Here is a 14,752-nt window from a genome sequence, read left to right as displayed (position 1 = left end):
CTGGGCGCTTGCGCTTCTAATCCGAAGCGATCAAAGCGCCCTGAGCCAGACCTTGTTGTCATGGACGGCGGCGCCGCCATAGGGCGCCGGAGCATCGGCGCCGGTCAGCACGTTGATGCCCTCGCCGCGTTCATGCGCGCTGTTCGGCCAGATGCCTTCGGCGATCACCACGCCGCGCTTCACGCCGTCGAAGAACCTGGCATGCAGCACCAGGTCGCCGCGCCGGTTGCCGACCTCGACGCGGCCGCCATCCTCGATGCCGAGCACTGCTGCATCTTCGCGGTGGATGAGCAGCTCGGGCCTACCTTCCTTGGCCTTCGAGACCGGCGTCTCGGCAAAGCTGGAATTGAGGAAGTTGCGCGCCGGCGAAGTCGCCAGCCGGAACGGATGCTCCTCATCCGCCACCTCGATCAGTTCGACATGGTCGGGGAATTCCGGCAGCCGCCCGACCGGGCCGAACAGGCCCATGCTTTTCGGCGGCCGGTTGGGCGCCGACTGCCCGGTCCAATTCGGCCGGAAGTGGAACTTCCTGTCGGCATGGCCGAAGCCGTTGATGAAATGCGCGTCGTCGAAGCCGGGCTGCAGGTCGACCCACTTTTGTTGCTTCAGGCTGTCGAAGCTGCCCAGCCCGCGCTTGCCGAGGATGATGTCGATATGTTCGCGCTCGGTCAGGCCGAAACCCGGCCGGTCGCCGACGCCCAGCCGCCTGCCAAGCTCCTCATTGACGTAGTGGTTGGTGCGCGGCCCTTCCGGCGGCTCGATCAGCTTGGGGCCGAGCGTGATGTGCTGGTTGCCGCCGCCCTTGTAGATGTCGTCATGCTCCAGGAACATCGTGGCCGGCAGCACGACGTCGGCGAGCTTGGCCGTGTCGGTCATGAACTGCTCGTGCACGCAAGTGAACAGGTCCTCGCGCATAAAACCCTGTTTCACCAGCCGCTGCTGCGGCGCGACATTGGCCGGATTGGTGTTCTGGATCAGCATCGCCGTCACCGGGGGACCGCCATAGAGCGCATCCGCCGCACCGGTCAGCACCGGGCCGATGCGCGAATGGTCGAGATAGCGCACCTTCGGGTCGCGCATCGCTGTACCTTCCAGCACATCCTGGTTCAGCTTGAAGATGCCGGAGTTGGAGTGGAAAGCGCCGCCGCCCTCATACTGCCACGCGCCGGTGACGGCGGCGATGCAGGAGGCGGCGTGCATGTTGACCGAGCCGTTGCGCTGGCGGGCAAAGCCGTAGCCGAGGCGGAAGTAGGTTTTCTTCGTCGTGCCGACCAAATGCGCGAAAGCTTGTATCTCATCGGCGCTGAGCCCGGTGATGGCGGCCGCCCATTCGGGCGTGCGCGTCTTCAAATGCTCTTCCAGCCCGCGCGGATCGTCGGTGTATTTTTCGAGATAGGCACGGTCGGCCAGCCCATCGCGAAACAGCACGTGCATGACCGCGCAGGCGAGCGCGCCATCGGTGCCGGGCTTCAGGACAAGGCCGAGATCGGCCTGCTTCATCGTGGCATTGTCATAGATATCGATGACGACGATCTTGGCCCCACGCTCCTTGCGCGCCCTGGTCGCATGGGTCATCACGTTGACTTGGGTGACCACGGCATTGGTGCCCCAGATCACCACGCAGTCGGATTTCGCCATCTCGCGCGGATCGGGACCGCGCAGCGCGCCCGCTCCCATCATCCAGCCAGTCCAGGCGAGATTGGTGCAGATCGAGCCGAAGAAGCCCGAGTATTTCTTGGCGTGGCGCAGCCGCTGGATGCCGTCACGCTGCACCAGCCCCATCGTGCCGGCGTAGAAATAAGGCCAGACCGTCTCTGAGCCGTATTTTTCTTCGGCTGCGATGAATTTTTCCGCCACGAGGTCGAGGGCTGCTTCCCAGCTGGCTTCCTTCCAGGCGCCCTCGCCCTTGGCGCCGGCGCGCACCAGCGGTTTCAGCAGCCGGTCGGGATGGTGGACGCGGTCGGCATAGCGCGCGACCTTGGCGCAGACGACACCCGCCGTGTAGCTGTTCGCCTTGGCGCCGTGGACGCGGCCGATGCGGTTGTCTTCGAGCAACTCGACTTCGAGGGCGCAGGTGGAGGGGCAATCATGCGGACAGGCCGAATGGCCGATCCGGAGCTTGGCGTGCTGGTTCATGCGGGGTGTGTAGCGGGTTTTAGGGACGAGGTGTAGGGCCAGACAGAGCTCCTCCTTCTCCCCTTGCGGGAGAAGGAGAAACCGCGCTATTCCGCGATCCCTTCCTCATATTCCGCCGACATCGTCAGCCACTTGTCCTCGTTCTGCGCCAGCGTCTGCGCCAGTTGCGAGCGCTCCTTGGCCAGCCGCGTGGCGGTCGAGGGATCCTTCTCGTAGACCGCCGGATTGGCGAGCTCGTCCTCGATCAGGTCGATGCGCTTGCGCATGCGGTCCATCAGCGCCTCGGTGGCGCGGATTTCCTTCGCCAGCGGTTCCAATGCGGCCCGGCGCTGGGCGGCTTCGCGGCGGCGATCGGCCTTGGACGCCTTGTCGGCTTCCTTCTGCTCGCGGCGGTTGGACGACACGCCGGTGACCAAGGTCTTGTAATCCTCGAGATCGCCGTCATAGGGATTGACCGCGCCGTCCTTGACCAGCCAGAGCCGGTCGGCGGTGGCTTCGAGCAGGTGCCGGTCGTGCGAGATCAGGATCACCGCGCCCGGAAAATCATTGAGCGCATGGATCAGCGATTCACGGCTGTCGATGTCGAGATGGTTGGTCGGCTCGTCGAGGATGAAGAGGTTCGGGCCCTCGAAAGCCGACAGACCCATCAGCAGCCGCGCCTTTTCGCCGCCGGACAGGTCTTTCGCAGCGGTGTTCATCTTCTCGGTTGCAAGGCCGAACTGGGCGACGCGGGCGCGCACCTTGGCTTCCGGCGCGTCCGGCATCAGCCGGCGTACATGCTCGTAGGCGTTTTCCTCGGGGCGCAAATCGTCGAGCTGGTGCTGGGCGAAGATCGCCACTTTCAGCCCGGGCGCAACCGTCACCGTGCCGGTCTCGGCCTTCAGCCGGCCGGCGAGCAATTTGGCGAAGGTCGACTTGCCGTTGCCGTTGGCGCCGAGCAGCGCGATGCGATCGTCGGCATCGATGCGCAGCGTCATCTTCTTCAGGATCGGACTGCCCTCGGTGTAGCCGACATTGACGCTATTGAGCGCGACGATCGGCGAAGCCACCGTCTTCACCGGCTCCGGGAAGGAGAACGGCCGTACCGTGTCGTTCACGACAGCGGCGATCGGCTTCAGCTTTTCCAGCGCCTTCAGGCGCGACTGCGCCTGCCGGGCCTTGGAAGCCTTGGCGCGAAAACGCTCGACGAAGGATTCCATATGCTTGCGCTGGGTTTCCTGCTTGACGCGGCTCTTTTCCTGCAGCTCGCGCTGCTCGGTGAGCTGGCGTTCGAACTGGTCGTAGCCGCCGCGCCAGAAGGTCAGCTTCTTCTGGTCGAGATGGACGATCGAGTTGACGGCGCGGTTGAGCAGATCGCGGTCGTGCGAGATCAGCAAAACCGTGTGCGGATATTTCGCGACGTAGTTCTCCAGCCACAGCGTGCCTTCGAGGTCGAGATAGTTGGTCGGCTCGTCGAGCAGCAGCAGGTCGGGCTCGGAGAAAAGCACGGCGGCCAAAGCCACGCGCATGCGCCAGCCGCCGGAGAAAGACGAAGCGGGGCGTTTCTGCGCGGCATCGTCGAAGCCGAGGCCGGCAAGGATGGTGGCGGCGCGGGATTCGGCCGAATGCGCGTCGATATCGGCCAGCCGCGTGTGGATCTCGGCGATGCGGTGCGGATCCGTCGCGGTCTTTTCCTCCTCGAGCAGGGCCTGGCGCTCGACATCGGCTTTCAGGACGATGTCGGTCAGCGGCTCCTCGGTACCGGGCGCTTCCTGCGCCACCTGGCCGATGCGGGTGTTCTTCGGCAGGCTGATCGAGCCGGTCTCCGAAGGGAAATCGCCGGTGATCGCTTTGAACAGCGTGGTCTTGCCGGTGCCGTTGCGGCCGACGAGACCGGCCTTGGTGCCGGCCGGCAGGGTCAATGAGGCATGATCGAGAAGCAGTCGCCCCGCCATGCGCAGCGTAAGGTCGTTGATGATAAGCATGGCCGGCTTTTGCACGGGAGATCGGCGCTTCGCAAGAGCCAGGGGCTCGGATGAGGCCCGCCGCGCTGACTTAAAAGCGCGTCGCGCTGAAGCGGATCAGGCGACGCGCTTTAAGCCTTTGTTTTGCTGCATGTCGTTGTCCCAGAACCGCTGCACACTTCTGGCGACATACATTGGCCGTTCAGCAGAAAACACGACGGACTGGAACCAGTTGCCGGCCGAAGCGTTTGGAGGCCCGTGATCCGCTATCTCGCCCTAGCCTTCATCTTCTTCCAGGTCGCCACGACAACCGCGCTGGCGACGCAGGTGGTTCTGTTCGAGGACCAGACCGCTCAAACTGCTGTCCCGACTGAGCCCGCGAGTGGGCCGCAGGCCCAACCAACCTCTCCGCAGGCGGGAAAGATTGCGAACAGACCAGAGACGCGGGCGCCGGAACACCTGTTGATCCAGATCGATTCCGGGAAGGCGTTTTAGGCGTCGCCTATGAACGACCAGAGCAATTCCAGGAAAAGTGTGTGCGGTTGGGCTCGGCGCCTTCGCCGTAGCCGCCGTCCGGAATTGCATCAAAACACGGAGATAGTGGCGGGCAGGACAGCACCCTGCCCCTCCAGCCTCCGCAGCGATCGCGGAGAGCGGCGAGGCACCGTCCCGAGACTGGGCGCTGCTCCGTCGTAGCCAATCCGCGCCGGTCACACTTTGCTTGCCGCGTCGTGGGATTGGCGTTGATCGCGGCTGTTGTCTCAACCTATGCTGGCGCGAGCGGCGGGGTTCGATTCAAGCAGAGGGCAGATCAGATGTCAGGCAAGACCACGCTCATTTCGGCTTCACTGGTGATCGGGATTTTCGCGGGCGCTGCCAGCCTGTTTCTCACCACGCCATCGGCCCATGCGGCAGCCACCGACTGCGCGGCAGCGAAGACGCAGGCCGACCTTGCTACCTGCACGGCAGCGAATGCCGCTTCGGCCGACGCGGGCCTCAACGCAGTCTACAAGGCGCTGGCGGGACGTCTCGCTCCCGCCAACCTGAAGCGCTTGCGCGACGCGCAGCGCGCCTGGATCCCGTTCCGCGACAAGGAGTGCGCCTTCCGCACCCAGCCTTATGCCGATGGCTCGGTGTACTCGACCCTCGTCGAGACCTGCAGGGCGGAGTTGACCAAGGCGCGGCTGGCGCAGCTGCAGCACCAATTGCAATGCCCCGAAGGCGATCTCTCCTGCGTGCCGCAAAGCGGCGGCAGTGCCGCGCCCGCGACGGCCGCGCCCGCGACGGCTGGCGCCGCGCCCGCGAAACCCGCCCCTGCCAAGACAAGCCAGAACGACACGCGGCCATGCGTGCAATCCGCCGGCAAGGCGAAGTCGGACCAGTATGTCTCGCAGTGCATCCAGGTGTCGCCGGCGACCAATCCGCCCTGCAACGGGCAGAATGCCTGCAGCATGATGATCGACGAGATCAAGCGCGGCTGCGCCATGATCGGCAAAAACAACCCGCCGGGCTTCTGCTCTGCTTATAAAGGCTGAGCGGCCATAGCCGGCCTGTTACGATCAACATTCCCTGGCGGAAAATCAGCCCAGCGCGGCAAGACGACCGCAAGTTCGGCTTTGGTTCAATATTAGCACCACAAGTGGTGATACCACCAAAAAAAGACGGCAAAATCTTCCGGGCTAAGCATGATGCTTATCAAAAATGATTTTCAGTTTTGCCGCAAACCTGCAAACCTGTAGGCGCGCCGTGAGTCGTGAGTGGGCGCCAACAATAACTTGGTTCACGTAACTTGGCCCAAATAACTTGGCCATATCAGGAGCTCACGATGGATAGAGCGCCCAGCGATTTACGAACGTTGCGATATGTCGCGGAGATCACGCGCAAGCTGGCCAAAATGCTCTCGCGCACGCGCTACCAGATGCTTGTCTATCTCCTTGAAATGACAGCGGTCGAGGCGGAGAGCCTTGCCGGCGAGCAGGATTCCAAGCGAGCCCGGCCGGTCAAGCCGCCTCAGGCCCACCGCTAGTCTAGGCGCGCGGCGAACTGTTTGCCGCAAGGCGGTCCAGGATAACCAAGCAATTCAGTCTTCGCGCTTCGATGGCCGACGGGTCGTCGCATTCGACGATGGCGCGCTCGAAACGGTCAAGCGCGTCGAGCGCGGCAAGCATGTCGCCGGAGGGATCGCCCAGCGAAAACAGGATGCGCCGCGCCCTGACGCCGTTGGCCGCGTCCACCGAGGACTGGGCGGCTACGCCACGGCGCAACGCGCCGAGGGCGGCCAGATGGTCGCGCCATGGTAATGGCGCGACATCATCTGTTGCGGGCAACATGCCTCAGGCCTTGGCCTTGCGCTTGCCCTTGCCCGCGTCGCCGCCGGCTGGCTTGCGGCCGAGGCCGGAGGATTTGGCCAACGCCGAGCGGGTCGCCGAATAGCTGGGCGCCACCATCGGATAGTCGGCTGGCAGACCCCATTTCGCGCGGTATTCGTCCGGCGTCAGACCATGGTCGGTCGCGAGGTGGCGCTTCAACGACTTGAACTTCTTTCCATCCTCCAGGCACACGATGTAGTCGGGGAAAACCGAGCGCTTCGGGTTGACGGCGGGCGTCAGAGCCACCGCCTCCTTGACAACGCTGCCGCTGGCGAGCTTGCGAACCGAGGCGCTGACGCTGGCGATCAGATCAGGCAGGCCAGAGGCGGGGAGCGGATTGTTGCCGACATAGGCCGAGACAATGTCGGCGGTCAGCTCGATTGCAGTCTTGTCGTCGATGTTGGACAATTTTTTCACCTTCTGCTGGCCCTCAAATCGCCAGCTCTTTTTTAAGACTTTCGTCGGTGTATCGAATTGGACCTGTCCCCCAACGGACCGTCCATAGTCAGTAAATCTACGAAACTCAATACCGGGCGATGTTTCTACGCGGACTGGAAACGCGCAAGTTAGGAATTCTAATAGCTATAGCCAGCGTTTTATAGCTCAGGCGGTCCGCCTGGATGCGCAAAAGGCGCTATAGCACTTCGATTCGCCGTGAAAGTTGCTGAAAATCAAAGTTCAGGGCAAGTTCCGGCACGGCCGCGATAATCTACCGTCGGATAATCGAACATGCGCGATTCGGCGGCCCCACGCCAAATCGGTCATTTGGCGGCGACACCGCGCCTGAGTTCCGCGGGCGGCTTGTCCGCGAGGATCTCCAGCACGCGCTTCCAGCGCGCGCAGCGGCCGAAATCCTTCTGCTCGATGGCCTTTTCGGCCTTCATGGCCGCATAGAGCGGCGCCTCCGCGCCAAACTCCCTGACCAGCCAGTACGCCTCCTGCCTGGCGCGGCGTTCGTCATCGTCAACGGCCGTCTTGGACATCGTTCCGGGTCTCCGTACCTTCGACGCCGACCGCAAGGCAGCTGCCGATGACGAGGACGGCGCCGGCAACCGCCGTCATCGACAGGCTTTCGCCTGAGAGCGTCAGCAGAAATGTGGAAGCAATCGGCGTCAGATAGGCGACGACCGCTATCCTGCCGCCATGATCGAGCTTCGCCGCGCGCGACCAGAAATAATAGCCGAGCCCCATCGGGCCGGCACCGAGATAAAGGCCGAGCAGAAGGTGCGCGCCGGTCGGGCGCACGACGCCGTCATGCAGGCACCAGGCAAAGGTGAGCGCGACGCCGATCAGCGCCGAGGGCAACAGCAGGCGCTCCGGCGACACGGCAAGACGGCCGACGGCAAGCGAGTAAAAGGCCATGCAGAGCGCCGAGCCGAAAGCGGCAAGGTAGCCGACGAGGCTGCCGCCTTGGAACCAGGTCTGCGCGCGGCCGCCCGAAATGACCAGCGCCACGCCGACGAAGCCGAGCGCCGCCGCCAGCCCGAGCAGCAGCGGACGGCGCGGACGGCCAAGCAGGATAACCGCCGCGGCGGTCATCAGCGGCCAAGTGTAGGCGACGAGGTTTGCCTCGATAACCGGCATCGAGGCGAAGCCGATATATTGCAGCACCATCGTGCCGACCAGGCCCACGAAGCCGACAAGGTAAGCGGCAAGCGCGGATCCACCTTCCTCGACAAGGGGGGAAGGAGGAGTGCTCGTCAGCCGGATGAGCGCGAAGACCATGGCCGCGCCGCAAAACTGCAAAAACTGCACTTGCGACACCGGATAGAGGGCAAGCAGCGTCTTGCCGACCAGGGCGTTGGTGGCCCACAGCGCCACGGCGCCGAGGGCGAAGGCCAGCGCCGCCCCGGGGGCGACGCTGGAACGGTTTTGACTTTCCGGCGCGACCGGGCCGAGGCTCAGAGACCTTGACAGCGGCTGACGGTCGACCGGGTCGTGGCTCATTACCACGACTCCCTCGCCGCGCCGGAAACCGCTTCCGCCGTCGGCTGCGGCACGGGATGCTCCTCGGCATGGCGGCGGTAGGCGGGCAGCTGGTTGGCCCAGACATCCTCCGCCAGTTCGTTCACCCAGGCACGGTCATGGTCGTTGTCGGCGGCAAGGTAGAACATGCGGTTATCGTCGACATAGGGTTTGATCGCCGAGCGCTGGTTGAGCACCAGCGTGACGCGCTCGCCGAGCTGGATCGGCGCGGTGCGGTGGAGCACGCCAAGGAACTGGCCGAGCGTGGCATAGTTCATCTTGTGGTCGATGCGCATGATCTTGTTGCGCGGCAGATCGCGGCCGGATTCCAGGATCGAGCGGCCGGTCTCGGAATCGTCGCAATAGATCTCAAGATGGCCGCCGATGAGCGGGTCGCTGATCGACAGCGGAATGAGCTCGGTCACCGGAACGCCGTCGCAATGCCATTCGACCGCACCGTCTTTCGGATTCATGAAGGTGACGGTCGAGCCGACGATCGACAGTGGATACGGCTCGAGCTTGGTGCCCATCATGTCGGACAGTCTTTCCAGGCGCAGCTTGTCGTGCAAAAGCTCCTTGATCTCTGGAATAAAGCGGTCTGCGCCGGTGATGAAGGTGAGGTCGAGGTGCTTGTGCACGGCATGGCTGGCTTTCAACTTCAGGGCGGCTTCCTCGATGGCGGCAAGCAGAGCGGGGTCGTAACCGTGACGATACTGGGCGACGCCGAAACCAGACACTTTCCAGGACGTCTCATGACCAATGATGGCCTCGCGACTCATTGCGCAACGCAGTTCGGGAATTGTATGGGCGTTCATTCTACTTTCTCCAAGGTGGGGGCAACACTTGGTTAACAGTCATTTAAATGCCTACCCCTGTAAATTTAGGAATGCTGGTGGTAGCGTAAGCCCAGCTTAAGGACGAAACCCCGTGCGGCTGCTCAGTCAGGTCAACCTCAACTCGCTGAAAATCGTGGAGAGCGCCGCGAGGCACAAGAATTTCACGCGTGCCGGCGAAGAGCAGTTCATCACCGCTTCCGCCGTCAGCCAGCGCGTGAAGAGCCTGGAGGATCAGCTTCGCTTCAAGATCTTCGAGCGCGGCGGCAATGCCGTGTCGCTGACGCCGGAGGGTGAGACCTACGTGGCGCGCGTCCGCGAGGCGCTGGAGCGGATCGTGGCGGCCAGCATGGAGGCTACGGGCCAGTCGCAGGCGCATGTGCTGCGGATCTGCGTGCTGCCGACTTTCGCCGCGCGCTGGCTGTTCCCGCGGCTTTCGGCCTTCCAGCGGCAATATCCCGACATCGAAATGCGGGTGTCGACCTCTTACGCCACGCATGAATTCTCAACCTCGGAATACGATCTCGAGATCCGATATGGCGACGGCAACTTCCCCGGCCTCACCTCGGAACTGCTGTTCAAGGAAGACCTGACGCCGGTCTGCAGCCGCAAGCTCTTCCACGATGTGCTGGGCGACAAGCCGCTGTCGAAGGTTACGCCGGAAGACCTGCGCTATTTCACGCTGCTGCATTCCGACACCTGCACGCAGAACTGGCAGTCGTGGCTGGGCTTTGCCGGCGCGAGCTTCGTGCTTGGCGAAACCAGGAGCGTCTATTTCGATAGCTGCATGATGTCCTACGAGGCGGCCAACGCCGGAATGGGCTTTGCCGTCGCCAACCGCGCCTACATGGCAAGCGATATCCGCGCCGAACGGCTGGTGGCTCCTTTCGCGGTCCACCATCCCAATACGGCGGGCTGGTATTTCGTCAGCCCGATCAAGGCGCTCGGCGCCCGCAAGGTGGAGCTGTTCAAGCAGTGGCTCATGTCCGAAGCGGCGCTGACGCAGCGCCAGCTGGACATCGAGATCGGCGGCGGACAACAAGCGCGCTCGGCGGTGGCGTGAGGCCCCACGAATGCGCGCTGGAACGAATCCAGCACCGGCCGCGCAAGATATTCCGCGAAAGTGTGGTCGCTGGTGCTGATAATGGTTTCCACCGGCATCTCGAATTGAGATGCTCGAACCCTTTTAATACTGCGTCGCCATCGGCTTTCGCACACTTGACATCGAGTACCTGTCGATCGACGTACCACAGCCATCTATTATATTGGTTGTTTGCTGGTAGGCGCCGTCAGCATCCGGATGCTTCCGCGGATAGATTAGGGTAACAGCAAATCCACGCGTCCCCGACAGGACAGTCAAAAAGGGACTTGTCATGAACGGATGATCCCATCGCTCGACGGCGCAGCAATCGGGGTTATCTTTTGCGTATTCGCCTGCGGCAGCGGCGCCGGAAATTGCGCGGGGAAAATCCGACTCCCGGGCTTCCAGAATGAGCGCGCTCTCAATCAACGCAGCGTCGGATGCGATCTGGCCCGTTTCACCGCAGTACCCATTCAACTCACCGGAATACCACGACGCCGCTGCCAATACGGCCAGTAGAATTGCTGTTGTTGCCAACGCGCCCAATGCAAGCTTCCTAGTCATCCATGCCTCGATATTGAGAATGCGCCGATGCGGGCAGCGATTGCCGGCTACCAATGCTCTTGCATGTCTGTCTCAATGCCCCTGGTCTCCAATATTCGGCCATCCGCATCGATCGCGACTTCGCGGAAGTAATATTCCGGTTTCGGCGTCCTTTCGATGAGATAGCTCATCTGCACGATTGAGACGCCGTCTTCGTAAAGGCGCGCCGGAAACCGCAGCCACTCGTGATTGGAGTGACTGACGATGCAGCAGCCGGGGTTGCTTGACAGCAGTTCCTCGGCGGAGGCGTAGGCGATCGCCCCAAGCTCAACTCTTACCACATCCTCGGCAGCGATCGAGATGAGTTCCCGGTCGCCGAGATGTTGCTGATGGTTATACGCGACCGTCCAGATGACCGGCCCAGCGACGGTGAGCGCGGCGAGAGCAAGGGCAGTTGTTGCAACAGTCTTCATAGTTGGCTCCGATCGCGCGTCACCCAAGGCAGCACCAGAGACCCCACAATGGTGGAGCCTTGCAGAATTTCGGGATTTTCCGGTGATTTGCTCGAGGCTGTATAGCCGGCTACCGCGATCGCACCATGACGCAGGGTCGAGACTCAGCTATCTTTGGTCCCGCGGCGGGCCTGATTTTCCCGCTTGGCCGGCGCTATCAGCTTCCTCCCAAGCAGCGCCGGCCTTCTTCGTTTCAGGCTGACGACAATTCAGCCCGCCCTGCCCTATTGCTTCGGCGCTGTACCCTGCTGGTCGCCGCCGGTGGTCGATTTCGGCACCGGGTTCTTGTCGACCTGAGGGTTCTGGTTGACTTCAGCGCCCGGCGCCTTGGTGGGTTGCACGCTGTTGTCACAGGCGACGAGCACGAGCCCTGCCGCAAGAGCCAGCAGCACAGGAAGCTTCTTCATGACAAGCTCCTCTCGTTTGCTCCTTGATCTCAAGGGCAACGAAGCGGTGGCGGTTTGGTTGCGTGGCGCGGTTTGGTTGGCTGGAGGGGAACCAACCTGCGCGCGCCCGGTTGAGACCCGATCGAACCGCATAAGGAGATGGCCATGATCCGCTTGCTGTTAACAGGGCTGTTTGCCTACACCGCCTACCGCGTCGCTATCAGGATCATCGATGAGGTTCCCGGCGATGTCGCACCGCTGGACATGCCGGGCGACGAGAGACGCGCGCTGCGGCGACAGTCGGCGGCGATGGGAGTCGAGCCGAAGCGGTAGAATCTCCCCTTCTGGGGAAGATCGTCTGTCGCGTCGGCTTTCGCCAATCTCCAGCGCCATACCCGTTGCGAACAAAGCGGAAACGATGCTTGATGGGCGATGAACATCGCCGCTCGTGATTCGTCCTTCGAGGCGCCCGCCTATCTTGGCCGGCTGAACGACGAGCAGCAGCTGGCGGTGATGCATGGCGACGGCAAGGTGGCCGCGCCGCTGCTGGTGATCGCAGGTGCCGGTTCCGGCAAGACCAACACGCTGGCGCATCGCGTCGCCCATCTCATCGTCAAGGACGCCGATCCGCGCCGCATTCTGCTGATGACCTTCTCCCGTCGCGCCGCTGCCGAGATGGCCAAGCGCGTTGAGCGCATCGCCGGCGAGGTGCTGGGGCGCGACGCGGCCATCATCGCCGACGCGCTCGCCTGGGCCGGCACTTTCCACGGCATCGGCGCGCGACTGCTGCGCGATTATGCCGAGCAGATCGGCCTCGATCCGGCCTTCACCATCCACGACCGCGAGGATTCCGCCGACCTGATGAACCTTGCGCGGCACGAGCTGGGATTGTCTAAAACCGAAAGCCGCTTCCCGACCAAGGGCACCTGCCTGCAGATCTATTCGCGGGCGGTGAATGCGCAGGCGCCGCTGGGTGAAGTGCTGGGCTCGGCCTTCCCGTGGTGCGCGGCATGGGCGGACCAGCTCAAGGCGCTGTTCGCGGCCTATGTCGAGGCCAAGCAGGCGCAGAACGTGCTCGATTACGACGACCTGCTGCTCTACTGGGCGCAGATGGCGGCGGAGCCGGAGATCGCCGCGCATCTTTCCAGCCGCTTCGACCATGTACTTGTCGACGAATACCAGGACACCAACCGGCTGCAGGCCTCGATCCTTCTGGCGCTGAAACCGGACGGCGCGGGCTTGACCGTCGTTGGCGACGACGCGCAGTCGATCTATTCCTTCCGCGCCGCGGAAGTGCGCAACATCCTCGACTTTCCAAGACAGTTCGCGCAAGAAGCAGCGGTCATCATGCTGGAGCGCAATTACCGCTCGACCGAGACGATCCTGGCCGCGGCCAACAAGGTGATCGGCGAGGCCAGCGAGCGTTTCACCAAGAATCTCTGGACCGAGCGGCGGTCATCGCACAAGCCGCAGCTGGTCAGCGTGCGCGACGAGGCCGAGCAGGCCAATTATGTCTGCCAGGCGATCCTCGCCGAACGCGAGGCCGGCACGGCGCTGAAGGCGCAGGCGGTGCTGTTCCGCACCTCGAGCCATAGCGGGCCGCTGGAGGTCGAGCTCACGCGCCGCAACATCCCTTTCGTCAAGTTCGGCGGCCTGAAATTCCTCGATGCCGCGCATGTCAAGGACATGTTGGCGATGCTGCGCTTCGCCGAAAACCCGCGCGACCGCGTCGCCGGTTTTCGGGTGCTGCAGCTCATGCCGGGCATCGGCCCATCCGCCGCCTCGCAGATCGTGGACGCCATGGCGACATCGCTGGACGAGACGCTGGGCCTTGCCCGCTTCCGGCCGCCGCAGCGCGCCGCGCAAGATTGGCCGGTCTTCCTCGACATCTATGGCGGCTTGCGCGCCGGCGCCAAATGGCCGGCCGACCTCGAGCGGATCAGGCTCTGGTACGAGCCGCATATGGAACGCATCCATGAGGATGCGATCACGCGCCGCGCCGACCTCATCCAGCTCGAACAGATCGCATCGACCTATCCGTCGCGCGAGCGATTCCTGACCGAGCTCACCCTCGACCCGCCCGACGCCACCAGCGACCAGGCCGGGCCGCCGCATCGTGACGAGGATTACCTCATCCTGTCGACCATTCATTCGGCCAAGGGCCAGGAGTGGAAGAACGTCTTTGTGCTCAACACCGTCGACGGCTGCATCCCGGCCGATCTCGGCGTTGGCACCAAGGAGGACATCGAGGAGGAGCGGCGCCTGCTCTACGTGGCGATGACCAGAGCCAAGGACAGCCTGCATCTCGTCGTGCCGCAGCGCTTTTATCCGCACAACCAGCCGGCTCGCGGCGACCGCCACGTCTATGCCTCGCGCACCCGCTTCATCCCGGCCTCGATGCTTTCGGCCTTCGAGCAGTCGTCCTGGGCAAGCGCCGCGCTCAAGGACGACCCGCGCCAGAAGCCGGGCGTCAAGGTCGATCTCGGCTCCCGCATGCGCGGGATGTGGAAATAGGCCGCCTGCCCGACGGATCACGTCCAGTACGGAAAAATCGGCGCGCGCGGAACCACTCGCCGCAAGCCGCGTTGTGTGACGTCCTCCCTCCAGACCGGAGGCGGCAGCCCCCGCTTCCACAGCCAATAGACGAGGTCCGAATGTACGACAGGATGTTCTTCACCCCGGTCGCCCTCAGCGTCGGCGCCGGCCACAAGCGCATGATCGCCTCGCTGTTCGACATGCATGACTTCCTGACCGAGTTTCCGCCGTCGCGCCGCCGCCTCAGCTACGGCGCCGCGGTGAAGGCCTGCGAGGCAGCGCGCAGTGGAGAAATCCCGGCCGAGGCGGCGCGCGATGCGCTGATCACCTTCGCGGTGACGGCGGGGGTGCTCTGGCCCTCGGAGCAGCCGGTCGTCTCGGTCAAGCCGGTGGCGCGCGGATATGGCGGTTTCGCCGGCTGAGTTTTACGGCAAAGGACTACCTTTCCC

17 protein-coding genes are annotated in these 14,752 nt (G+C 63.5%); 7 read left to right on the top strand and 10 right to left on the bottom strand.

Features of this window, described 5'->3' with window-relative positions; translation table 11 throughout:
• Positions 1-30: 30 nt before the first annotated feature.
• Entirely contained in the window at positions 31-2,136 is a 2,106-nt protein-coding gene (locus FJ418_RS07585) for a molybdopterin oxidoreductase family protein (RefSeq protein ID WP_140854760.1), read from the bottom strand.
• Positions 2,137-2,222: 86 nt separating this feature from the next.
• Positions 2,223-4,100: an ABC-F family ATP-binding cassette domain-containing protein gene (locus tag FJ418_RS07580; RefSeq protein WP_140864579.1), complete on the bottom strand. Its 1,878-nt coding sequence runs from the start codon at positions 4,098-4,100 to the stop codon at positions 2,223-2,225.
• Between the two features lie 237 nt (positions 4,101-4,337).
• Here FJ418_RS07580 and FJ418_RS07575 point away from each other — a divergent pair, with 237 nt between their 5' ends.
• The 3 genes from FJ418_RS07575 (at position 4,338) to FJ418_RS07565 (ending at position 6,105) form a co-directional block, all read left to right on the top strand.
• Positions 4,338-4,574, top strand: a complete 237-nt coding sequence (locus tag FJ418_RS07575; protein WP_140651868.1) for a hypothetical protein — start codon at positions 4,338-4,340, stop codon at positions 4,572-4,574.
• 320 nt (positions 4,575-4,894) lie between these two features.
• Positions 4,895-5,614, top strand: a complete 720-nt coding sequence (locus tag FJ418_RS07570) for a lysozyme inhibitor LprI family protein (RefSeq protein ID WP_140864577.1) — start codon at positions 4,895-4,897, stop codon at positions 5,612-5,614.
• A 290-nt stretch (positions 5,615-5,904) separates the two neighbouring features.
• A complete protein-coding gene (locus FJ418_RS07565; protein ID WP_140648077.1) occupies positions 5,905-6,105 on the top strand; it encodes a hypothetical protein in 201 nt (66 codons plus the stop codon).
• A gap of 1 nt (position 6,106) precedes the next feature.
• Here FJ418_RS07565 and FJ418_RS07560 read toward each other — a convergent pair whose 3' ends face one another.
• From FJ418_RS07560 to FJ418_RS31835, 5 genes are all read right to left on the bottom strand, one after another.
• Entirely contained in the window at positions 6,107-6,409 is a 303-nt protein-coding gene (locus FJ418_RS07560) for a hypothetical protein (RefSeq protein ID WP_140648170.1), read from the bottom strand.
• 3 nt (positions 6,410-6,412) lie between these two features.
• Entirely contained in the window at positions 6,413-6,856 is a 444-nt protein-coding gene (locus FJ418_RS07555; protein ID WP_140648171.1) for a MucR family transcriptional regulator, read from the bottom strand.
• 353 nt (positions 6,857-7,209) lie between these two features.
• Positions 7,210-7,431, bottom strand: a complete 222-nt coding sequence (locus tag FJ418_RS07550; RefSeq protein WP_140648172.1) for a hypothetical protein — start codon at positions 7,429-7,431, stop codon at positions 7,210-7,212.
• Positions 7,412-8,395: a DMT family transporter gene (locus tag FJ418_RS07545; protein ID WP_140864575.1), complete on the bottom strand. Its 984-nt coding sequence runs from the start codon at positions 8,393-8,395 to the stop codon at positions 7,412-7,414. Before FJ418_RS07545 ends, FJ418_RS07550 begins: the two co-directional genes overlap by 20 nt.
• A complete protein-coding gene (locus FJ418_RS31835; protein WP_181166862.1) occupies positions 8,395-9,228 on the bottom strand; it encodes a hypothetical protein in 834 nt (277 codons plus the stop codon). The genes FJ418_RS07545 and FJ418_RS31835 overlap by 1 nt, the downstream gene beginning before the upstream one ends.
• Before the next feature lie 112 nt (positions 9,229-9,340).
• On the opposite strand from FJ418_RS31835, the gene FJ418_RS07530 reads away from it, so the two are divergent.
• Complete coding sequence (locus FJ418_RS07530) at positions 9,341-10,309, top strand: LysR substrate-binding domain-containing protein (protein WP_140864573.1); 969 nt, start codon at positions 9,341-9,343, stop codon at positions 10,307-10,309.
• A gap of 123 nt (positions 10,310-10,432) precedes the next feature.
• Here FJ418_RS07530 and FJ418_RS07525 read toward each other — a convergent pair whose 3' ends face one another.
• From FJ418_RS07525 to FJ418_RS07515, 3 genes are all read right to left on the bottom strand, one after another.
• Entirely contained in the window at positions 10,433-10,873 is a 441-nt protein-coding gene (locus FJ418_RS07525) for a hypothetical protein (RefSeq protein ID WP_140648175.1), read from the bottom strand.
• Between the two features lie 65 nt (positions 10,874-10,938).
• Positions 10,939-11,343 (bottom strand): hypothetical protein, encoded by a 405-nt coding sequence (locus FJ418_RS07520; RefSeq protein ID WP_140651865.1) that lies wholly within the window; start codon positions 11,341-11,343, stop codon positions 10,939-10,941.
• 263 nt (positions 11,344-11,606) lie between these two features.
• A complete protein-coding gene (locus FJ418_RS07515; RefSeq protein ID WP_140648177.1) occupies positions 11,607-11,789 on the bottom strand; it encodes a hypothetical protein in 183 nt (60 codons plus the stop codon).
• A gap of 144 nt (positions 11,790-11,933) precedes the next feature.
• Here FJ418_RS07515 and FJ418_RS31830 point away from each other — a divergent pair, with 144 nt between their 5' ends.
• The 3 genes from FJ418_RS31830 (at position 11,934) to FJ418_RS07505 (ending at position 14,725) form a co-directional block, all read left to right on the top strand.
• Positions 11,934-12,101, top strand: coding sequence for a hypothetical protein (locus tag FJ418_RS31830; protein ID WP_181166861.1), 168 nt, complete (start codon positions 11,934-11,936; stop codon positions 12,099-12,101).
• A gap of 99 nt (positions 12,102-12,200) precedes the next feature.
• A complete protein-coding gene (locus FJ418_RS07510) occupies positions 12,201-14,282 on the top strand; it encodes an ATP-dependent helicase (protein WP_140864572.1) in 2,082 nt (693 codons plus the stop codon).
• Between the two features lie 140 nt (positions 14,283-14,422).
• The gene (locus tag FJ418_RS07505) at positions 14,423-14,725 is read left to right on the top strand and encodes a DUF982 domain-containing protein (protein WP_140651863.1); all 303 of its coding nucleotides are present in this window, start codon (positions 14,423-14,425) and stop codon (positions 14,723-14,725) included.
• Positions 14,726-14,752 lie beyond the last annotated feature (27 nt).

The sequence above is a fragment of the Mesorhizobium sp. B2-8-3 genome (assembly GCF_006440815.1).
Classification (GTDB): domain Bacteria; phylum Pseudomonadota; class Alphaproteobacteria; order Rhizobiales; family Rhizobiaceae; genus Mesorhizobium.
Note: the sequence above shows the minus strand (reverse complement) of the source record. Positions and strands in the feature narration are given on the sequence as shown.